We start from the raw sequence: 20,737 nt of genomic DNA, 5'->3' as shown, positions 1-20,737 counted from the left end.
ATTCCCGCCCGCCGTCAGTGGGAGGAGCCGTCGATCTGCACTTTTGGCTGTTTTCCGTCGAAGCCGTGCATTCTAAGTGCCCATTGCAGGCCGATGACACCACCCTTGATCGGTTGCAGCGTCAGAAGCGCGGCCAAAATGGTGATAGGCACCCAGATAGCGAAGTGTACCCACATGGGAACGGAAAGCACGAGATCGGTCATCATGAAGCCGCCAACGGCGATATGGCCGATGATGACGATGGAAATATAGGGCGGCAGGTCGTCGGAGCGGTGATGATGCATTTCCTCGCCGCAGGCCGCGCAATTGTCCACTGGCTTCAGGAAGGCCCGAAACAGGCGACCGCTGCCACAGGCCGGGCAGCGATTGGCCATGCCCCGCATGATCGAGCGGCCAAGCGGACGCTCCGCGCTTCCATCTCCGAAGGTAACCGTTTCCGAGCCCTGATTTGCACTCATCCTGAAGTCCTTCTCCCGTTTGTCTTAACCGCTTGACGCGGTCTTGTTACCGACGTCCTCTCGGCGGCCTTGTTCCCGGCTTGGCGGAAGGACGTGATGTCCGCCGGCCTGCCTTGTGGAACGACCGCGAGCCGACCGGCATCTTGCGCCCCGGGCTCAGCATTTCAAACCGCAGCGCACCAGCCAAGGGTACCGCTTCTGCCAGCCGCACCTGAACCGTATCGCCGAGTTGATAACCGAGACCCGTCTTTTCCCCCGTCAGAGCCTGATGGGCTTCGTCGTAGAGGAAATAGTCGGTTCCAAGTGTAGATATAGGAACAAACCCGTCGGCGCCAAACTGCGGCAGCGCGACAAATAGTCCCGCCTTGGTGACACCCGCGACGCGGCCATCGAACTCCTCACCGACGCGCTCGGAAAGATGGTGCGCGATCAGCCGGTTGATGGTGTCGCGCTCTGCGGCCATGGCGCGGCGCTCGAAGGTCGAGATTTCGGCGGCTATATCGTCCAGCGTCGCCTCTTCCTGCGGGGTGATGCCGCCTTCGCCGAGGCCTAGCGATCCGACCAGCGCCCGATGCACGATCAGATCGGCATAACGGCGGATCGGTGAGGTGAAATGCGCGTACTTCATCAGGTTGAGGCCGAAATGGCCGATATTTTCCGGGCTGTAGATCGCCTGGCTCTGACTGCGCAGCACCATCTCGTTGACCATGATCTGGTGCGGCGTGTCGAGTGCGCGCGCCAGAATGCCGTTGAAGGAATTGGCGCGCATCGCGACACCCTTGGCCATGGAAATGCCGATGGTGCCGAGGAATTCGCGCAGCACTTCCTGCTTGGTAAGTGTGGGGGCGTCATGCACGCGGTAGACCAGCCGCTGCTTTTTCTTTTCCAGGGTCTCTGCGGCGGCGACGTTCGCCTGGATCATCATTTCCTCGATTAGCTTGTGCGCGTCGAGGCGTTCGGGAATGACGACCTTGTCCACCGTGCCGTCGGGCCTGAGCTGGATCTTGCGCTCCGGCATGTCGAGTTCCAGCGGCTGGCGGCGATCGCGGCCGCGCTTCATCACGGCATAGGCGTGCCACAGCGGCTTCAGGATCGGCTCCAGCAGCGTGCCGGTCTTGTCGTCCGGGCGGCCGTCGATTGCGGCCTGCGCCTGCTGGTAGGAGAGCTTGGCGGCACTCTTCATCATGATGCGATGGAAAGTGTGGCTCGCCTTGCGGCCTTCCTTCGAGAACGTCATCCGCACAGCAAGGGCAGGGCGGTCGACGCCTTCCTTCAGCGAGCAGAGGTCGTTGGAGATGCGTTCCGGCAGCATCGGCACGACACGATCAGGGAAATAGACGGAGTTACCACGCTTCAGCGCCTCGCGGTCGAGCGGTGCGCCTGATCGCACATACCAGGACACGTCGGCGATAGCGACGGTGACGATCACTCCATCAGGATTGTCGGGCGAGGGGTCGAGTTCGGCATAGACCGCGTCGTCATGGTCCTTGGCGTCGGCCGGATCGATCGTGATCAGCGGCAGGTCGCGCCAGTCTTCACGGTGCGACATGGTCGCGGGTTTTGCGGCATCCGCCTCGGCCAGAACATTCGGCGGGAAGATGTGCGGAATACCGTGGGCATGGATCGCGATCATCGAGATCGCCTTTTCCGAGGCGACTGAGCCGACGACCGAAAGAACCTTTGCGCGCGTCAGGCCGTAACGACCGCTGTTGCGCGAGGTTTCCACCTCGATCAGGTCGCCGTCCTTGGCATCGCCGACACCCTCGGGGTCGATGACCATTTCCTCGCCGCGCCGGTCGATCGGCATCAGGCGTCCGCCGCCGCCTTCCGTTTCCTTGAACACGCCAAGCAATGCGTTCTGACGACGGTCGATCAGCTTGACGACGCGTGCCGTGTAGGCCGGGCCGACGCTGTCCTTGGAAGGGAATATTTTTGCCAGAATGCGATCGCCGAGACCGGCGGCAGGGGCTTTCTTACTGCGATCCTGCGAGGACTGGCGGATGAGCACGGCGGGGGCCGCGCCCTGATCTTCAGGCCATTCGGCAGGCCGGCCGATCAATTCGCCGTCCTTGTCGCGGGTGGTGATGTCGAGAACCGTCACCGGCGGCAGGCCACCCGGTCGCGTCAGCGTCTTGCGGCTCTTCTGCACCATGCCATCGGTTTCAAGCTCCTTCAGCAGTGCCTTGAGCACAACGCGGTCGTCGCCCTTCAGCCCAAAAGCCTTGGCGATTTCGCGCTTGGAGGCCTGCTGCGGATGCTCGGCGATGAATTTCAGCAGCACTTCGCGGGAAGGCACCTCGCCATGGATGATGCCTTCACCTTCATTTGCCCGCTTGCCGCGCCCGGTACGTCCGAAGCCGTCGCTGGCGGAACCCTGTCTCTGACGCGGCGCCTTGCTCACGATTCTGCCTTCTTGGGTTTGGCTGCGGCCTTCGGCTTGGCAGCCGTCTTGCTTTTCGTTGCGGCCTTGGCTTTTGTCGCCTTCGGCTTTGCGGCTGTGTCGCCATCGGCCTTCTTGGCAGCAGGTTTCTTGGCCTTGGCGGGCTTGCCGCCGGTTCCTGTCTTGGCGATACGCTCGGCAATCAGCACCAGCGATTCGTCCAGCGTCACGGAGGTCGGATCCTGCCCCTTTGGAATGGTGGCGTTAACTTTGCCCCAGTTGACGTAAGCGCCGTAACGCCCGTCGCGGACGGTGATCGGGCCGCCATCGGGGTGATCACCCAGTTCCTTCAGCGCCGCAGGCGTGCCGTTGCGGCCGCGCCCCGGTCCCTTGCTCTGCTTCTCGGCAATGACGGTAACGGCACGGTTGAGGCCGATCGAGAACACATCTTCGATGCTTTCGAGGTTCGCATAGGAACCGTCATGCAACAGGAAGGGTCCGTAGCGGCCAAGCCCGGCGGAAATCATCTTGCCGGTTTCGGGATGCTTGCCGATATCGCGCGGCAGGTTGATGAGCGCCAGCGCCTTTTCGTGGTCGATGTCCTCAGGCTTCCAGCCCTTGGGCAGCGAGGAGCGCTTGGCTTCCTTGCCATCGCCGCGCTGGATGTACGGGCCGAAACGGCCAGACCGAAGCGTCAACTCCTCGCCGGTCATCGGATCGGCACCCAGCGCTTTCGGCTCATTGGACACGGAAGCTTCGGCTTCCGAGCCATCGGACGTGAGCTGGCGGGTGAAGTTGCACTCCGGATAATTGGAGCAACCGACGAAAGCGCCATATTTGCCGAGCTTCAGCGAAAGGTTGCCGGTGCCGCAAACCTGACAGATGCGCGGATCGGAGCCGTCCTCACGCTTGGGGAAGACCAGCGGGGCCAGAACTTCATTGAGCGCATCCAGCACGTTGGTAACGCGCAATTCCTTGGTATCTTCGATCTGCGCGAAGAAATCCTTCCAGAAATCGCGCAGCACCTGCTTCCAGTCCAGTTCGCCCGCGGAAATGCGGTCGAGCTTTTCTTCCAGATCGGCGGTGAAGTCGTATTCGACATATTTGGCAAAGAAGCTTTCGAGGAAAGCCGTCACCAGCCGTCCGCGCGAATGGGGAATGAGCTTGCGCTTGTCGATGATGATATATTCGCGGTCGCTTAGCGTCTTCAGCGTCGCCGCATAGGTGGAAGGACGGCCGATGCCGAGTTCTTCCATCTTCTTGATGAGCGATGCTTCCGAATAACGCGGCGGCGGCTCGGTGAAGTGCTGGCTGGCGTTGATCTTCTGCTTGGCGAGGTTCTCGCGCGCATTGATCTGTGGCAGGCGGCCTTCATCGTCACCGTCGTCGCTCTGCTCGCCATCTTCTTTCTGGTCGGTATAGGCGGCAATGAAGCCGTCGAAGCGGATGACGGAACCGACGGCACGAAGCCCGGCCTTTTCACCGTCCTTGTCGGCAAGGATTTCCACCGTGGTACGTTCGATTTCGGCAGATGCCATCTGGCTCGCAATGCCGCGCTTCCAGATCAGGTCGTAAAGACGCAACTGGTCGGCATCGAGGTAACGCTTCACCTGATCCGGCGTGCGGTTAAAATCGGTCGGACGGATAGCTTCGTGCGCTTCCTGCGCGTTCTTTGCCTTGGTCGAGTAGAAGCGCGCCTTTTCCGGCACATAGCGGTCGCCGAACTGCTCGCCGATGGCGCGGCGTGCGGCATCGATCGCTTCCGGCGCCATCTGCACGCCGTCGGTACGCATATAGGTGATCAAACCAACGGTTTCGCCGCCGATGTCGATACCTTCATAAAGCTTCTGGGCCACCTGCATGGTGCGCGAGGCCGAAAAGCCCATGCGCGAGGAGGCAGCCTGCTGCAGCGTCGAGGTGGTGAAGGGCGGGCCGGGATTGCGCTTGACGGGTTTCGCCTCGACCGTATCGACAATATAGGTCGCGCCTTCCAGGAGCGCCTTCAGGCGGTTGGCGTCATCTCCTGTCTTGATCGAACGGCCTTGCAGCTTCTTGCCATCGGCGGAAACCAGCTTCGCCTCGAACTCGTCACCGCGCGGTGTCTTCAACAGCGCGCTGATGTTCCAGTATTCCTCGGAGACGAAACGCTCGATCTCGGCTTCGCGGTCGCAGACGAGACGCAGCGAAACGGACTGCACGCGGCCGGCGGAACGGGCGCCCGGCAGCTTGCGCCACAAAACCGGCGACAGGTTGAAACCGACGAGATAATCCAGCGCACGGCGGGCAAGATAGGCATCGACCAGCGGCACGTCGATGTCGCGCGGGTTCGCCATCGCGTCCAGTACCGCCTTTTTGGTGATTGCGTTGAAGACCACGCGCTTCACCGGCTTGTCGCCGAGAACGCGCTTCTTCTTCAAGAGATCAAGCACATGCCAGGAAATCGCTTCACCCTCGCGATCCGGGTCGGTTGCGAGAAACAGGCCGTCGGAGGACTTCACCGCGTCGGCAATGTCCTTCATGCGCTTGGCGGATGCGCTATCGACCTCCCAGGACATTTCGAAGTCCTGGTCGGGCAGCACAGATCCGTCCTTGGCAGGAAGGTCCCGGACGTGGCCAAAGGATGCAAGAACCTTGTAGCCCGGACCAAGATACTTGTTGATCGTCTTGGCTTTGGCAGGAGATTCTACGACGACGACATTCATATTGTTTTTCTCTGGAACTGGTCCGTTAACATAGCCGGGTCACGGCATAATGCCGCAATTCGCCTTCTTTATAATTCGACATGGACAGGTAATGCGCGCGGGTCAAGAGGCAAGCCCGATTTTATCGCTCCAAGGCAATTGCAACCTATGGATAATCTGTCGTTGTATTGCAATCTTTGGTAAATTTGTTATAGTGACCAACATGATTTGAATTGACGTAATGATCTTTGTTTCAGGTTGAAATTCCAGGATGGATATATGGTCCCGAACGCAACAAACAATAATGCCGATAATGAAGGGACCAGAGAGAACTTGGCTTACATTCGCCAGATGCTCGCGGAACTGAGGCTCGTCGCCAATCGCGAGGGCGCCGACATGCTGTGCTATCTGATTGAAATGGCCTATGTGGAAGTCGGCGATATCCAGAGCGGGCGGCGCAAGCTATCAATCCGCGAGGAGCGAAACCCGCCCCCCGGCGTGCCGGTTTAACCGCCCGGCAATATCGAGTTCCAGCAGCACCATGTGAACCGTGGCTGCGGAAAAACCCGTGTGGCGAATGATATCGTCCGTTTCGACGGGCGAGTGCCCGAGAGCGGCAGCAACGATGCTACGCTCGTCATCTCCGGGTGGTGACATTTCCTCATCGGATCGTGGTTCCTCGACCTTGCGGTCATAGGGCAATTGCGGTTCCATCAGCGGTCGTAGCGCATCGAGAATATCGACCGCCCCCGTGGTCAGCATCGCGCCTTCCTTGATCAGCCGGTTGGTGCCTTCGCAGCGCGCATCGAGTGGGGAGCCTGGTACGGCGAAAACCAGCCGCCCCGCTTCGCCGGCAAGCCGCGCCGTGATCAGCGAACCGGATCGTTCCGCCGCTTCCACTATGACGACGCCGAGCGAGACGCCCGATATCAGCCGGTTGCGGCGGGGGAAATCCCGAGCGCGTGGCTCCCAGCCGAAGGGCATTTCGCTGATCGTCGCGCCGCCCTCTTCGTAGATGTCCTGCAAGAGCCCGAAATTTTCCTGCGGGTAGGGACGGTCGAGACCGCCCGCCAGCATGGCCACCGTGCCGGTTGCAAGGCTTGCCCGGTGCGCTGCCGCATCGATGCCGCGTGCCAGCCCGGAAGCGATCGTATAGCCCGCACGACCGCAATCGCGCGCCAGCATCGCGGCGAATTTCGCGCCGTTGATGGAGGCGTTGCGTGATCCGACGATGCCGACGCAAGGTCTTGTTGCGGTGGAAGCCGAGCCCTTCATGGCGATCAGTGGCGGCGCGCCGTCGAGCTGTCGCAGGGCAGGCGGGTAGTCCGGCTCACCGATGCCGACGAAGCGAGCGCCGAATCTTTCAGCCGTTTCGATTTCGTCTTCCGCTTCCGCCTGTGTGGCAATGCGCGGGCTGCGCAATGAACCGCCGCGCTTTGAAAGATCGGGCAGGGCAGAGAGCGCTTTTTCAGCGCTGCCAAAATGATTGATGAGTTCGCGGAAGGTGACGGGGCCGATATTGTCGCTGCGGATCAGCCGAAGCCATGCGACCCGCTGCCGCGCGGAAAGCTCGATGCCCTGCCGTGTCGTTTCCTCATGCGGCATGACGTATCCCTAAAGCTGGCCTTAGCCCTTTTGCCCGATCCTGCTTTCCGTGCCGGCCAGAAGCCGTGCGATGTTTTCCCGGTGTTTCCACCAGGAAATCACGCTCAGCAACGTTACCAGAAGCGCCGTCTTTTCAGGCCCGACTATCCATAGGGCGACCGGGATCACAAGCATGGCAACCAGCGCCGACAGCGAGGAATACCGGGTGATGAACGCGGTTGCGAGCCAGATCAGCGCAAAAGCCAGCATCATCAGGGGGGCAGCGCCTAAAAGCACGCCGATATAGGTCGCCACGCCCTTGCCGCCCTTGAAACCGAGCCACACCGGAAACAGATGGCCGAGAAAGGCAAAGAAACCGGCAACCAGCGACGCCTCGTAACCCCAGAGCGCATTGGCGACGAGCACTGCGGCGGTGCCCTTCAGCGCATCGAGCAGCAATGTCGCTGCGGCGAGCTTCTTGTTGCCGGTGCGCAGCACATTGGTGGCGCCAATATTGCCGGAACCAATCTTGCGCACATCGCCCAGCCCCGCCATGCGGGTAAGAAGCAGGCCGAAGGGTATCGAGCCGAATAGATAGCCAATCAGCGCCGCAAGCGCGAGAAGGGCAGGCGCCGTCTGCCAGTCAGTCAAAGCACTCATTCAACGTTCCCTCTCGTCGCGCGCCTGCGTGATCCCATGCCCGTGATCTTATGCCAAGGAATGAACCGCTTTGCCAGCCACATAAGTGGCGACAGCGCGGCCGCTGAAACGGGCATCCTCAAACGGCGTATTCTTGGATTTCGACACCAGTTGATCTCTCGCAACCAGCCAAGGCTCGTCCAGGTCGATCAGCGTGATATCAGCCTTCGCGCCGGCTTTAAGCGTTCCCGCATCCAGTCCGAAGATTTTCGCCGGGCGGGTGGAAAGCGCATCGATCAGCCGCATCAGCGGAACCTCGCCGCTATGGTGAAGGCGAAGCGCCGCCGCCAGCATGGTTTCCAGCCCCACCGCACCGCTTGCCGCATCCGAAAAGGGCAGGCGCTTGGTGTCCACGTCCTGCGGGTCGTGCGAGGAAACGATGATGTCGATCGTGCCATCCTTCAGCGCCTCGACCATGGCCTTGCGGTCGTCTTCGGCGCGCAAGGGAGGTGAGAGCTTGAAGAAGGTACGGTATTCGCCGATATCGTTCTCGTTCAGCGTCAGATGGTTGATCGAGATGCCGCAGGTCGCCTTGACGCCCCGCTGCCGGGCAAGACGGATCGCTTCTGCCGATTCCGGCACGGAAATCTTGGCGGCGTGATAGATCGCTTGCGTCAGACCGGCAATGCGCAGGTCGCGCTCCAGCGGAATGATCTCGGCTTCCTTGGGGATTCCGGACAGACCGAGCCAGCTTGCGAAAAGCCCCTCGTTCATGTCGCCGCCGCCGATATATTTGTCGCGGGTCTCAAGTGCAATCACCGCACCCAATTCGCGCGCATAGGTCATGGCGCGGCGCAACACCAGCGTGTCGGAAAGCGCCCTGCGGCCATTGGTGAAGGCAACCGCACCGGCTTCCTTCAGCATGCCGATCTCGGTCATTTCCTCGCCGTTGAGGCCCTTGGTCAGGGCTGCGGCGGGATGCACATTGACGAGCGCCTTGTCGCGTGCCGCCTTTTTCACATATTCGACCAGCGCAATGTCGTCGATAACGGGGTCGGTGTCCGGCATGACGATGATGCTGGTGACGCCGCCGGCCGCTGCCGCGCGGGAAGCGGATTCGATGGTTTCACGGTGTTCGCCACCCGGCTCACCGACAAAGACGCGGGCATCCACCAGACCGGGAACGGCCAGCAGCCCCTTGCAGTCGCGAACCGTCGCACCCTCGGGCACACCCTGGTTGTGTGCCTGCCCGCCGGAGTCGAGGATCGTGCCGTCGGCACCGATGACGATGCTGCCCACCTCGTCCAGATTGCGGGAGGGATCAACGATGCGAAGGTTTTTGAGAACGGTCACGGCACTCATACGCGCTCACCCTGATTTTGCGAGACAAGCAGGGTTTCCATGACAGCCATGCGCACGGCAACCCCCATTTCCACCTGGCTTTCGATGACGCTCTGCGGACCATCAGCCACTTCGGATGAGATTTCCACGCCACGGTTCATCGGGCCGGGATGCATGACCAGCGCATCTTCTTTCGCTGCCTTCAACTTTTCGGCATCGAGACCGTAATAGTGGAAATATTCGCGCACCGAAGGCACGAAGGAACCGGACATGCGCTCGCGCTGCAGGCGCAACATCATCACAACATCGGCGTTCTTCAAGCCTTCCTTCATGTCATGGAAGACCTCGACGCTCATGTCGCGGATACCGGAGGGAAGAAGCGTCGCGGGAGCCACGACGCGCACGCGCGCGCCCATCTGGTTGAGCAGGATGATGTTGGAGCGGGCAACGCGCGAATGCAGTACGTCGCCGCAGATCGCCACCGTTATTCCCGAAAGATCACCCTTGGCGCGGCGAATGGTCAGCGCGTCGAGAAGGGCCTGCGTCGGGTGTTCATGCTGGCCGTCGCCGGCATTGACCACGGAGCAGGCAACCTTCTGCGCGAGAAGGGCTGCGGCACCGGCCGAGGAGTGACGCACGATCAGCACATCGGGGCGCATGGCGTTCAGCGTCATCGCCGTGTCGATCAGCGTTTCGCCCTTCTTCACCGAGGAATTGCTGACCGACATGTTCATCACATCGGCGCCAAGCCGTTTTCCGGCAAGCTCGAAGGAGGATTGTGTCCGGGTCGAAGCTTCGAAGAACAGGTTGATCTGCGTGAGGCCCCGAAGCGTCGAGGTTTTTTTCTCGCGCTGACGGCTGATTTTCACCGCTTCGTCGGCCTTGTCGAGAAGCAGGGTTATATCCTGATGGGAAAGCCCCTTTATGCCGAGGAGATGGCGGTGGGGAAAATAGACCATGGAAATTGTCCTCCGGGTCGCAATAGTCAACGGGTCTATAAAGACAGGTGGCTTTGCGGGCAAGCATGCGATAAGCCGGGTTTTGGCATATACACGCAATAAAGCACGAATCCCGATAGAAGGATGCGAATGACAGGCATGAACCGGACAGAAGAATCGCTCGCCGAACTAAACCAGCCTAGCCTATGGTCCGGTATCAATGCCTATCGTTCCGATCCGCTGATCGTCGACCTCACATCCGGCCTGTCACGCAATCTGAGGGACGAGTTCGACCAGCTCGGCCGTTACGTCACCTCGCACGAAGCGCAGGAACTGGCGCGCATGGCCAATCAGGGCGTGCCGCAGCTGCACACGCATGGCCCGCGCGGCGAACGTCTCGATCAGGTTGAGTTCCATCCCGCATGGCACGCACTGATGCGCCGTTCCATGTCATCGGGTCTTCATTCCAGCGTCTGGGAAAATGCAGCCGAAACGCGCGGCAATGAACACAAGGCGCGCGCCACCAAATTTTATCTGACCTCGCAGCTCGAGGCCGGGCATCTGTGCCCCTTGACCATGACCAGCGCCTCCGTTGCCGCCATCATGACCTCGTCGCGTGTGCAGAAGGAATGGGTGCCGAAGATACTGTCGCGGAAATATGATTCCTCGCAGAAGCCGGCCTTGCAGAAAACCGCCGTCACCGTCGGCATGGGCATGACGGAAAAACAGGGCGGCACGGATGTGCGCGCCAACCGCAGCACGGCGGAGCGGGTGGGCGAGGGCATCTATCGCCTGTCCGGCCACAAATGGTTCTTGTCCGCGCCGATGAGCGACGGTTTCGTCATGCTGGCGCAGATGGGCGACGGCATGGGCTGTTTCCTGGTGCCGCGTTATCTGGAAGACGGTTCCACCAACGGCCTGCATTTCCAGCGCCTGAAGGACAAGCTCGGCAACCGCTCCAATGCCTCCGCCGAAGTCGAGTTCACCGATGCTTTCGGTTATCTTCTGGGTGAACCCGGCAGCGGTGTGCGCACCATTCTCGACATGGTGACGCTGACGCGGCTCGACTGCGCTTTGGCATCATCAGGCATGATGCGCGCTTCGCTCGCCGAAGCCGTGCATTTCGCACGCGGCCGTTCCGTCTTCGGCAAGACGCTGGTCAGCCAGCCGATCATGACGCGCGTTCTCGCCGATATGGCGCTGGATGTCGCAGCCGCGACGGCACTCTCCTTCCGGCTGGCATCGGCATTCGATGCCGCCCGCAACAATGCCGCCGAGGCGGCCTATGCGCGAGTGATGACGCCGATTGTGAAATACTGGTGCTGCAAGATCGCGCCGGCGTTGATCTACGAGGCGATGGAGTGCCTTGGCGGTAACGGATATGTGGAAGAACGGCCGATTGCCCGCCACTACCGCGAAGCGCCGGTCAATGCCATCTGGGAAGGCTCCGGCAACGTCATGGCGCTGGATGTGCTGCGTGTTCTTCAGCGCGGCAAGGATCTGTTCGATCTCGTTTTCCAGACGCTGGAGCGCGATCTCGGACCCGCCGGCAAAAAGACCACGGATGTGCTGCGCGCCGCAATCGCGCTTGCCGAACGCGATGAGGGTGCCGCCCGCCTGCTGGTGGAACAATTCGCACTTGCTGCCGCTGCCGCCGAACTTTGCCGGCTCGGTGCCGGCAAGATCGCAGACGCCTTCCTCGAAACCCGTCTGGCGGGTGGTTGGCGACATACTTACGGCATGCTCGATTCTCGCTTTGATCCGAATTATATAATCGATTTATTGTATCCGCCCGCGTCCTGACCGATAAAGGGTGGAAGGCTGTTGTTGCAGTCCCTGTGGGAGGGGTATCGGATTTGAGAAAAGGCGTTGGAGTGGGGCGTATTTCTGTCTTTAAGTCGTTGGGCGCGTGCGCGCGCATGGAGATGGGGGTCGATAGCAGATGCTGACCTTCCGCTCCGCCCGTCCTGAAGATGAAGAGGCGCTCTACGCCATCAGTCTTGCCACCGGCGATGCCGGGCAGGATGCCACCCCGCTTTATCGCGATGGCCGCATGGTGGGGCATATTTATTCCGTGCCTTATCTGCATCTGTGGCCCGATGCCGTTTTTGTGGCGGAAGACGAAGAGGGTGTCTGCGGTTACATCGCCGGCGCGCTCGATACCGCCTTGCATGATGAGCGGCTGGAGCGTGAGTGGTGGCCGCATCTGCGCGCCCTTTATCCCGACCCCGTTGGCGACCAGCAAACATGGGACGCCGATCAGCGCCGTGCACATTTCATCCACCACCCGCGCCACACGCCAACCTGGCTGACTGATCCGTTTCCGGCCCATATCCACCTGAACCTTCTGCCACGCACACAGGGCAAGGGCGGCGGCACGCGGCTTTTGTCGCGCTGGCTGGATATGGCGAGACAAAACAACGTCTACGGCATCCACCTCGGCGCCAGCGAGCGCAACCAGGCGGGTATCCGCTTTTGGGAAACCCGCGGCTTCAAACGTCTCGAAACCCACGACACACCAGGCACCGTGTGGTTTGGAATGGCGCTGGAGTGATTATTTGCGGGGTACGGGTCCTCGATCTTAATTCATCCACAGGTACCTTCTCCCCAGCCGCTGCGCTGCATTGTCCTCGTCTTCATGCTTTGTTAACCCGTTGGGTCAGGCCTTTTAAAAGACGGGTAGGGAAGCATGCTGGCGACCGCAGAGGTGATTTCAGCCGACAAGCCGGAAAAGCGCATCAAGGATCGCGCCGCGACCGAGAAGGCGATTTTTGAGGCGGCCCGGTCGCTCCTGGCCGAAGAGGGCTTTCAGGGTTTTGGCATCAATGCCGTTGCCCGCCGCGCCGGATGCGACAAGCAGCTGATCTACCGTTATTTCGGTGGTCTGGAAGGGTTGATCGAGGCGATCGGCGAGGATCTTGGATCCTGGGTGAAGGACCGTATTCCTGAAGATACCGGCGGCATGTTCCTGTTGACCTATGGCGATCTCATGGAAAAGCTGGCGCTTTATTTCATGGATGCGCTGCGCAGCGATCCTCTCGTCTGCAAGATCATTGCCTGGGAAGTGTCGGATGGCTCGCCGCAGGTCAGGCAGCTTGCCGAAGCCCGTGCCAAATCGCTCGGCAAATGGCTGGAGCGCATGCGCGGATCGCTGGCAGCACCCAAGGGCGTAGATACCGCAGCCGTCAATGCCGTATTGTTCGCCGCCATCCAGCATCTCGTGATTTCCGCCGCCACCAGCGGCCAGTTCGCCGGCGTGCCGTTGAAGTCGGACAAGGACTGGGACAAGATTGCAACCGCCGTCAAAAGACTGGTGCGCGGCGTTTACGGCTGAGCGCGGCGTAACGAGCCGGGCGAGACGGTCGCCTTAACAAAATCGGCCGTTATTTGACGAAAAATCAACCATGTTTTCAGTGGTCCGGCAACCTTGCGGCATCGCATGCCGTTGGCTTCGTGAGGGGTGTTTTCCACAGCCGGACCGGCCACCGTTAACCATACCGACAGCTTTCATTTGCTTAGCCATGGTTACGGGTCCAGTGTGAATTAACAAAATGTTAACCATGCGCAATGACTGCGTATAAGGGAGCCGCAAGTGAGCCGCTGGACAGCTTTGGGCGTCATGATGACGTTTTTTGCTATGCTGCCGTTGGATATTGACGCGCCAGCGTTTAACCTTTGCCTGATGGCTCTGGTGCGCTGGGCGGTGCTTGCTGGCATTCCCGATACGATTTTCACGCGGGAGCAGACTGCATGAAGTGGTTTTTGATCCTCTGGGCCGGTCCCGTTGCATTGCTCGGCAGCTGGTACTGGCTATCCTATTACGACTTGAGCTTCGGCTTCTTCATGCTGACGCGCCAGACGCATGATCTGGTATTCCAGATTTACGGCAATATCCTCGGCCTGCCGCCGGAAAGCCTGCCGCCGCTGGTCGCGCGCGCCATAGCGGTCGACAGCCTGATCGTTTTTGCGATCCTTGCTTTCCGCAAGCGAAAACAGATTGCCAATTGGTGGCAGGGACGTCAGCCCGTTGCGCGGGCGAGTGCCGAAAGCCTGTCCAGCGCGCCCTGAAGAATGAAGCTTGCGGCTGCCGAATCGATGCGTTCGGCCCGTTTGGCGCGAGAGACGTCCATTTCCAGAAGCACACGTTCGGCGGCGACCGTTGAAAGCCGTTCATCCCAGAAAATGAAGGGCAGGGCGGTTTTTTCCCCCATGGTACGAACGAAGGCGCGTGTTGCCTGAGCGCGTGGTCCGGCCGATCCATCCATGTTTATGGGCAGGCCGATGATGAAAGCGGATACCTTTTCCTTTTCGGCAAAGGCCAGCAGCACCTCGGCATCCCGAGTGAATTTGACCCGTTTGATGACGGGGCGCGGCGTGGCGAAGCGCCGCGACAGGTCCGACATGGCAAGGCCGATGGTTTTCGTCCCAAGGTCGAGGCCCGCAATCGCCTGTGCCGGCTGAAGCGTTTCCGCGAGCTCCTCGATGGTAAGTATCGCCATGTCGTACGCTGTCCTTTATCTTTTGCGGACGAATTCGGTGCGCAGCACCAGACCCTTGACCGTCTCGTGCCTGCAATCGATTTCTTCCGGATTTCCGGTCAGGCGGATCGATTTGATGACAGTGCCCTGCTTGATGACCGTATTGGTGCCTTTGACCTTCAGATCCTTGATCAGCGTTACCTGGTCACCATCCGCAAGCACGTTGCCTGCCGCATCGCGCACTTCGTTCGCGCGCAAAGCTTCTGCGGCCAGCTCGGACGCAGGCCGCCATTCGCCGGTCGCCTCGTCATACACGTAATCGTCATTATCCGCGGCCATTGTCGCCTCTCTGAAATATCGGTAGTGCGGTTGTTCAAGCCGTCCTATGTCATAATATACGGGCAATACAAAGGAGAACTTCCCATGAAAATCACCTGGCTCGGCCATTCCGCCTTCCGCCTTGAAAACGGCAGCGCGAAGATCCTTATCGATCCGTTTTTCACCGGCAATCCCGGTTTTGCCGGACAGGATGCGAAAAGCGCGGCTGAAGGCATCACCCATATTCTCCTGACCCACGGCCACGGCGATCATGTGGGGGATACCGTCCAGCTTGCTCGCGAAACGGGCGCGACAGTGCTTGCCAATGCCGATCTCGCCGCCTGGCTTTCCACCAAGGGCGTGGCGAAGGTCGATATGGGTAATACTGGCGGCACGGTACATTTCGACGGTTTTTCCGTAACCTTCACCAATGCGCTGCATTCGTCCGCCCAGATCACGGAGGATGGCGTTTCTCATTCACTAGGCAACGCCAATGGACTGATGCTGCATTTCGAAGACGGTCCGGCCGTCTATCATATGGGCGATACGGATATTTTCTCCGACATGAAGCTCATCAACGAATTGCACCAGCCGGATATCGGTCTCGTGCCAATCGGCGACCGCTTCACCATGGGTGGTGCGGTGGCTGCACTCGCCTGCCAGCGCTTTTTCAAATTCGCCAACGTCATTCCCTGCCACTATGGTTCCTTCCCGATCGTTGACCAGACGCCGGAGAAGTTCGTGGCCGGCATGGAAGGCTCGGATGCGCGTGTCCACACGCCGAAGCCGGGTGAAATACTGTCCTTCTGACATTTTGCTGACGCATGTCGCTACAGCAAAACCGCTACACAGTTTTACGCGACATGCTTTCTACCGTTGCGAATGGCGGACATGGTGATTATAGCGGTTAGGAAAATTCTGACCGGAGTAGAACCATGTCCGTCGATCTCGCCACCGTAAAGCGCGTTGCGCGCCTTGCCCGTATCGCTGTTACTGAAGACGAAGCACAAAATATGCTTGGCCAGTTGAACGGCATACTCGGTTTCGTGGAGCAGCTTTCGGAAGTGAATGTTGACGGCGTCGAGCCGATGACCTCCGTTACCCCCGTGGATATGAAAAAGCGTGCCGACGTCGTCACCGATGGCAACAAGGCGGAAGACATCGTCGCCAATGCGCCTGCGACCGACCGGGACTTCTTCATGGTTCCGAAAGTGGTCGAGTAATCCGACCGCCGTTTGCCGCCCGATTTTTCCAAGATTTCGAAAGCCGTTGCCGACCATGACCGACCTGACGAGCCTGACCATTGCCGAAGCCCGCGAAAAGCTGAAGGCGAAAGAGTTTTCCGCCCTCGAGCTGACCGACGCCTATATTGCCGCCATCGACGCAGCCAACGGCGCACTGAACGCCTATGTTGCCTTGACGCCTGAAAAGGCGCGCGACATGGCGAAAGCCTCCGATGGCCGCATCGCCGCAGGCGCGGCGGGCGAGCTGGAAGGCGTTCCGCTCGGCGTGAAGGACCTTTTCGCCACCCGTGACGTGCACACGCAGGCGTGTTCGCATGTTCTCGATGGCTTCAAGCCGAAATACGAATCGACCGTCACCCAGAACCTCTGGGACCAGGGCGCCGTCATGCTCGGCAAGCTCAACATGGACGAGTTCGCCATGGGCTCGTCCAACGAAAGCTCCTGGTACGGTCCGGCCATCAACCCCTGGCGCGCCAACGGCTCCGAGCAGAAGCTCGTGCCCGGTGGCTCCTCCGGCGGTTCGGCCGCAGCCGTTGCCGCGCATCTGTGCGCCGGCGCCACGGCAACCGACACCGGCGGCTCCATCCGCCAGCCTGCGGCCTTTACCGGCACCGTCGGCATCAAGCCTACTTATGGCCGTTGCTCGCGTTACGGCATCGTTGCTTATGCTTCCTCGCTCGATCAGGCCGGCCCGATCGCACGTGACGTGCGCGACGCCGCTATCCTGTTGAAGACGATGGCGAGCGTTGACGCAAAGGATACGACCTCCGTCGACCTGCCGGTGCCGGATTACGAAAAGGCCATCGGCCAGTCGCTCAAGGGCCTGAAGATCGGTATCCCCAGGGAATATCGCGTCGATGGCATGCCGGAAGAAATCGAAAAGCTCTGGGCAAAGGGCGTCGAATGGCTGCGCGATGCCGGTGCCGAAGTGGTCGATATCTCGCTACCGCACACCAAATACGCGCTTCCTGCCTATTACATCGTCGCGCCCGCGGAAGCTTCGTCCAACCTCGCTCGTTATGATGGCGTACGTTACGGCCTGCGCGTCGACGGCAAGGACATTGCCGACATGTACGAGAAGAGCCGTGCAGCCGGTTTCGGCAAGGAAGTGCAGCGCCGTATCATGGTCGGCACCTACGTGCTTTCAGCCGGTTATTACGACGCCTATTATCTGAAGGCGCAAAAGGTCCGCACGCTGATCAAGCGCGATTTCGAAAACGTCTTCCATGAGGGCGTCGACGCCATTCTGGCGCCGATTACCCCGTCTTCCGCCTTCGCTGTCGGCGATGAGGAACTCGCTTCCGATCCCGTCAAGATGTACCTCCAGGACGTCTTCACCATCACGGTCAACATGGCCGGTCTTCCCGGTCTTTCGGTGCCTGCCGGCCTGGACGGCAAGGGCCTGCCGCTCGGCTTGCAGCTCATCGGCAAGCCTTTCGAAGAAGAGACGCTCTTCAAGACGGCGCATGCCATCGAGCAGGCTGCCGGCAAGTTCACGCCTGCCAAGTGGTGGTAAGCGGCTGAACAAAAGCTCTATAATTGTCACGGGCGGCATCAAGTGCCGCCCGTTTGTTTTTATCGATTGTCCAGCTCACCCCGTACGAGTTCCAAGCCACGCGTCGTGATGAGGTAAGGCTTGCCGCCTGACGAGGCGATGGCTCTCTTCCGTTTCAGTTTGCGGAAGGTGAGGAGATCGAGGCCGCTGAAAATCCAGCCGTCGCGCGTATAGAGCGCGAGTTTTTCGATTTTGTGATGATCGTCTCGAACGAGTTCGATGCTGCCGCCCTGGGCGAGCAGGTGAAGAATGCGCTGTTCGGCGCGGGAAATGTCCATTGTCGGAAATCCGGTCGGCGTCTTCTAGACGCATGAAAACAAGTCCGGGTGCCGTTAAGGCATCCAGGTCGGTTTCATAATGGCCCGGCGCGCAAGAAACTTGCGGGCAGGGCCGTTACCGGGACTCCGATTGAGCGAACATAAAAGCTCCTTGTTTGCTCTTTTTGGTTAGCGGGGGAGACGTGTGCGGTCAAGTCCCACGGGGCATCACCCGACCCGGCGGGCAGGGCGGTGTGGAAACCGCACTGGCCGAATCGCACCGCCGGTGCTTTACTTCGTTGGGCCATGGAGGGCGCGGCTTGATCGTCATTCGCAATGCGCAGGAGCAGGAAGCGGAGGTTCTGGCAGCCATCGGCCTCAGGGCATGGCGGCAGGCCACAACAGCGCTCGGCATTACCACGACGCTTTACGATAACGCAGCCAGTGCCTTTTCCAATTTCACCCGCTCGTCCTGGCTTGCCATCCGCGTGGCCGAGTTCGGCGGCGCGGTTGCCGGATGGGCGGCACGGGAACATTTCAACGAGGCGATTTCCGATTTCTGGATCGATCCGGATTTTCAGCGCAGGGGTATAGGCAGCCTCCTGCTTGCGGATATCGAACGGCAGATATTGCAACGTGATTTCGAAACCATCCGGCTTGAAACCCATGCGCAGAACGAACCGGCGGTCGCCTTTTTCCGTCATCACGGTTACAGCGTCCACTGGCTCTCCGTCTCCTATGCGCCGAAGCTTGATCGCGACGTGCAATCCGTCGGCCTGCAAAAGCAGCTGGTCGAGGTCGAGAGCGGCCTTTATGGGCCGGGGTTCTGAGAGAGCGTCTGCAGGCCGGTTACAAGCCGTATCGGCCAGTCCGGCATGATAGCGAGGGACGCGACAAGGCCCACCTGTAAAATTACGATGGATATCAGGATGCTGCGGAAGGGGTCCTTGCGGGTTTTGTGGCGCAGCAGTTGTTGAGCCGAGACTGCGCCCAAGCTGCCGCCAATTGAGGCAAGCAATAACAGAGTACTTTCCCGAATGCGCCAGCCACCGTTTCTCGCCGCCTCCTTGTCCCACCAATAGACAAGAAAGACGAAAAGATTGAAGGCGATATAGGTCATGAAGCAGAGAGCGATCATGGTCATGACGTGAATTGACACTGAGAACCGTAAAAAACGCGTATCCGGTTTCGGCGAAAATCCGGTGCCTGGCGCGACAGGGTGCAAGATGTCTTGCGCCCGCGCTCCATTTGTTCTACCCACCAAAGCCAAAGAACCCGTATATCGTGAGCTTCATATGACCCTTGTAGACGTGCGCACCCCCGACCCGAAACGCTTCATTCCCGGCGCCACCGGCGATTGGGAAATCGTGATCGGCCTGGAGGTGCATGCGCAGGTTCTCTCCAATTCCAAGCTGTTTTCCGGCGCTTCGACCACTTTCGGCAATGCGCCGAACTCCAACGTGTCGCTGGTGGACGCCGCCATGCCCGGCATGCTTCCCGTCATCAACGAGGAATGCGTCAAGCAGGCGGTGCGCACCGGTCTCGGCCTGAAGGCCAAGATCAACAACCGTTCGATCTTCGACCGCAAGAACTACTTCTATCCGGATTTGCCGCAGGGCTACCAGATTTCGCAGTTCAAGGACCCGATCGTCGGTGAGGGCATCATCACGATTTCGCTCGGTCCGGACCGTCAGGGCAATTTCGAGGATATCGAGATCGGCATCGAGCGCCTGCATCTAGAGCAGGACGCCGGCAAGTCCATGCACGACCAGCACCCTACCATGTCCTTCGTGGACCTGAACCGTTCGGGCGTGGCGCTGATGGAAATCGTCTCCAAGCCCGACATGCGCTCGTCGGATGAGGCAAAGGCCTATCTCACCAAGCTGCGGTCCATCGTGCGTTATCTCGGCACCTGCGACGGCAACATGGACGAAGGCTCGATGCGCGCCGACGTCAACGTCTCCGTGCGCCGTCCCGGCGAAGGTTTCGGCACGCGCTGCGAGATCAAGAACGTCAACTCTATCCGCTTCGTCGGCCAGGCCATCGAATATGAGGCGCGCCGCCAGATCGCCATTCTCGAAGACGGCGGTGTCATCGATCAGGAAACTCGCCTGTTCGATCCCGGCAAGGGTGAGACGCGTTCCATGCGCTCCAAGGAAGACGCGCATGACTATCGCTATTTCCCTGATCCGGACCTGCTGCCGCTCGAATTCGACGATGCTTTCGTCGATGCGCTGAAGGTCGATCTGCCGGAACTGCCTGATGACAAGAAGGCCCGTTTCGTCGCCGATCTTGGCCTGTCGGTCTACGACGCCTCGATCCTCGTTTCGGAAAAGGCGATTGCCGATTATTACGAGTCGGTTGCTGCCGGCCGCGACCCTAAGGCCGCCGCCAACTGGGTCATCAACGATCTTCTCGGTGCGCTGAACAAATCAGGCAAGGACATCGAGACGACGCCGGTTTCTCCCGAACAGCTGGGCGGCATTATCGATCTCATCAAGGCAGAGACCATTTCCGGCAAGATCGCCAAGGATGTGTTCGAAATCGTCTGGAACGAGGGCGGCAACCCGGCCGAAATCGTCGAGACGCGCGGCATGAAGCAGGTGACGGATACCGGCGCCATCGAAAAGGCCGTGGACGAGATCATCGCCGCCAACCCAGATCAGGTCGAGAAGGTGAAAGCGAAGCCGGCGCTTGCCGGCTGGTTCGTCGGCCAGGTCATGAAGGCGACGGGCGGCAAGGCCAACCCGCAGGCCGTGCAGGCGCTGGTGAAGGCCAAGCTCGGCATCGAGGACGAGTAAGCGGACGCTGCTTCCCGTGCCGGTACAATGGCATTGAAGTAGCAAGTTCTCATCCGTCATTCT

Annotated in this window: 22 protein-coding genes; 11 read left to right on the top strand and 11 right to left on the bottom strand. The window is 60.1% G+C overall.

All coding sequences use genetic code 11. From position 1 onward, the window contains the following. Nucleotides 1–14: 14 nt before the first annotated feature. From FB593_RS03115 to topA, 3 genes are read right to left on the bottom strand one after another with little or no spacing between them, the layout of a single operon-like run. The gene (locus FB593_RS03115; RefSeq protein ID WP_003512717.1) at nt 15–458 is read right to left on the bottom strand and encodes a DUF983 domain-containing protein; all 444 of its coding nucleotides are present in this window, start codon (nt 456–458) and stop codon (nt 15–17) included. Nucleotides 459–504: 46 nt separating this feature from the next. Beyond that, entirely contained in the window at nt 505–2,859 is a 2,355-nt protein-coding gene (gene rnr / locus FB593_RS03110) for a ribonuclease R (RefSeq protein ID WP_003512718.1), read from the bottom strand. After that, nucleotides 2,856–5,540, bottom strand: a complete 2,685-nt coding sequence (gene topA, locus FB593_RS03105) for a type I DNA topoisomerase (RefSeq protein ID WP_003512719.1) — start codon at nt 5,538–5,540, stop codon at nt 2,856–2,858. Before topA ends, rnr begins: the two co-directional genes overlap by 4 nt. A gap of 258 nt (nt 5,541–5,798) precedes the next feature. Between topA and FB593_RS03100 the strand changes: the two genes are divergently transcribed. Continuing rightward, nucleotides 5,799–6,029: a hypothetical protein gene (locus tag FB593_RS03100; protein WP_019565491.1), complete on the top strand. Its 231-nt coding sequence runs from the start codon at nt 5,799–5,801 to the stop codon at nt 6,027–6,029. On the opposite strand, the gene dprA is transcribed toward FB593_RS03100, so the two are convergent. The 4 genes from dprA to FB593_RS03080 are packed head-to-tail and all read right to left on the bottom strand — an operon-like array spanning nt 5,985 to nt 10,042. Beyond that, the gene (gene dprA, locus FB593_RS03095; RefSeq protein ID WP_145166319.1) at nt 5,985–7,124 is read right to left on the bottom strand and encodes a DNA-processing protein DprA; all 1,140 of its coding nucleotides are present in this window, start codon (nt 7,122–7,124) and stop codon (nt 5,985–5,987) included. The genes FB593_RS03100 and dprA overlap by 45 nt on opposite strands. Before the next feature lie 21 nt (nt 7,125–7,145). After that, nucleotides 7,146–7,763: a glycerol-3-phosphate 1-O-acyltransferase PlsY gene (gene plsY, locus FB593_RS03090; protein WP_003512722.1), complete on the bottom strand. Its 618-nt coding sequence runs from the start codon at nt 7,761–7,763 to the stop codon at nt 7,146–7,148. Between the two features lie 48 nt (nt 7,764–7,811). Then, on the bottom strand, nt 7,812–9,104 hold the full coding sequence (locus FB593_RS03085; RefSeq protein WP_013635967.1) for a dihydroorotase: 1,293 nt from the start codon (nt 9,102–9,104) through the stop codon (nt 7,812–7,814). Further along, complete coding sequence (locus FB593_RS03080; RefSeq protein WP_003512724.1) at nt 9,101–10,042, bottom strand: aspartate carbamoyltransferase catalytic subunit; 942 nt, start codon at nt 10,040–10,042, stop codon at nt 9,101–9,103. The genes FB593_RS03085 and FB593_RS03080 overlap by 4 nt, the downstream gene beginning before the upstream one ends. Nucleotides 10,043–10,171: 129 nt before the next feature. Between FB593_RS03080 and FB593_RS03075 the strand changes: the two genes are divergently transcribed. The 5 genes from FB593_RS03075 (at nt 10,172) to FB593_RS03060 (ending at nt 14,089) form a co-directional block, all read left to right on the top strand. After that, nucleotides 10,172–11,824 (top strand): acyl-CoA dehydrogenase family protein, encoded by a 1,653-nt coding sequence (locus tag FB593_RS03075; protein ID WP_145166318.1) that lies wholly within the window; start codon nt 10,172–10,174, stop codon nt 11,822–11,824. A gap of 139 nt (nt 11,825–11,963) precedes the next feature. Further along, complete coding sequence (locus FB593_RS03070) at nt 11,964–12,575, top strand: GNAT family N-acetyltransferase (protein ID WP_003512727.1); 612 nt, start codon at nt 11,964–11,966, stop codon at nt 12,573–12,575. Nucleotides 12,576–12,710: 135 nt separating this feature from the next. Further along, entirely contained in the window at nt 12,711–13,355 is a 645-nt protein-coding gene (locus tag FB593_RS03065) for a TetR/AcrR family transcriptional regulator (RefSeq protein ID WP_003512728.1), read from the top strand. Nucleotides 13,356–13,613: 258 nt separating this feature from the next. Further along, entirely contained in the window at nt 13,614–13,775 is a 162-nt protein-coding gene (locus tag FB593_RS27440) for a hypothetical protein (protein WP_013635969.1), read from the top strand. After that, nucleotides 13,772–14,089 carry a DUF6105 family protein gene (locus FB593_RS03060; RefSeq protein ID WP_003512730.1) on the top strand — a complete coding sequence of 106 codons (318 nt, stop codon included), beginning with the start codon at nt 13,772–13,774 and terminating at the stop codon, nt 14,087–14,089. Before FB593_RS27440 ends, FB593_RS03060 begins: the two co-directional genes overlap by 4 nt. On the opposite strand, the gene ruvX is transcribed toward FB593_RS03060, so the two are convergent. Together ruvX and FB593_RS27435 are read right to left on the bottom strand one after the other, a co-directional pair. Beyond that, the gene (gene ruvX / locus FB593_RS03055; protein WP_003512731.1) at nt 14,041–14,520 is read right to left on the bottom strand and encodes a Holliday junction resolvase RuvX; all 480 of its coding nucleotides are present in this window, start codon (nt 14,518–14,520) and stop codon (nt 14,041–14,043) included. The two genes, FB593_RS03060 and ruvX, sit on opposite strands and share 49 nt — an antisense overlap. 15 nt (nt 14,521–14,535) lie before the next feature. Further along, nucleotides 14,536–14,838: an alkylphosphonate utilization protein gene (locus FB593_RS27435; RefSeq protein WP_003512732.1), complete on the bottom strand. Its 303-nt coding sequence runs from the start codon at nt 14,836–14,838 to the stop codon at nt 14,536–14,538. An 84-nt stretch (nt 14,839–14,922) separates the two neighbouring features. Here FB593_RS27435 and FB593_RS27430 point away from each other — a divergent pair, with 84 nt between their 5' ends. From FB593_RS27430 to gatA, 3 genes are all read left to right on the top strand, one after another. Next, nucleotides 14,923–15,627, top strand: a complete 705-nt coding sequence (locus FB593_RS27430; protein WP_003512733.1) for a metal-dependent hydrolase — start codon at nt 14,923–14,925, stop codon at nt 15,625–15,627. Nucleotides 15,628–15,752: 125 nt separating this feature from the next. Then, a complete protein-coding gene (gene gatC / locus FB593_RS03045; RefSeq protein WP_003512734.1) occupies nt 15,753–16,040 on the top strand; it encodes an Asp-tRNA(Asn)/Glu-tRNA(Gln) amidotransferase subunit GatC in 288 nt (95 codons plus the stop codon). Nucleotides 16,041–16,095: 55 nt separating this feature from the next. After that, nucleotides 16,096–17,577: an Asp-tRNA(Asn)/Glu-tRNA(Gln) amidotransferase subunit GatA gene (gene gatA, locus FB593_RS03040; RefSeq protein ID WP_003512742.1), complete on the top strand. Its 1,482-nt coding sequence runs from the start codon at nt 16,096–16,098 to the stop codon at nt 17,575–17,577. Between the two features lie 59 nt (nt 17,578–17,636). On the opposite strand, the gene FB593_RS03035 is transcribed toward gatA, so the two are convergent. Beyond that, nucleotides 17,637–17,894: a YjhX family toxin gene (locus FB593_RS03035; RefSeq protein ID WP_145166317.1), complete on the bottom strand. Its 258-nt coding sequence runs from the start codon at nt 17,892–17,894 to the stop codon at nt 17,637–17,639. 299 nt (nt 17,895–18,193) lie between these two features. Here FB593_RS03035 and FB593_RS03030 point away from each other — a divergent pair, with 299 nt between their 5' ends. Then, complete coding sequence (locus FB593_RS03030) at nt 18,194–18,703, top strand: GNAT family N-acetyltransferase (RefSeq protein ID WP_065704678.1); 510 nt, start codon at nt 18,194–18,196, stop codon at nt 18,701–18,703. Here FB593_RS03030 and FB593_RS03025 read toward each other — a convergent pair. Continuing rightward, a complete protein-coding gene (locus tag FB593_RS03025; protein WP_186447876.1) occupies nt 18,685–19,017 on the bottom strand; it encodes a DUF1294 domain-containing protein in 333 nt (110 codons plus the stop codon). The two genes, FB593_RS03030 and FB593_RS03025, sit on opposite strands and share 19 nt — an antisense overlap. Nucleotides 19,018–19,168: 151 nt before the next feature. Between FB593_RS03025 and gatB the strand changes: the two genes are divergently transcribed. Then, nucleotides 19,169–20,674 (top strand): Asp-tRNA(Asn)/Glu-tRNA(Gln) amidotransferase subunit GatB, encoded by a 1,506-nt coding sequence (gene gatB, locus FB593_RS03020; protein ID WP_111799024.1) that lies wholly within the window; start codon nt 19,169–19,171, stop codon nt 20,672–20,674. The last annotated feature ends 63 nt before the right edge of the window (nt 20,675–20,737 follow it).

It is taken from the genome of Rhizobium sp. SJZ105, from assembly GCF_007828365.1.
GTDB lineage: Bacteria > Pseudomonadota > Alphaproteobacteria > Rhizobiales > Rhizobiaceae > Agrobacterium > Agrobacterium tumefaciens.
The sequence above is the reverse complement of the archived record's forward strand: the minus strand, read 5'-3'. Positions and strand labels throughout refer to the sequence as shown.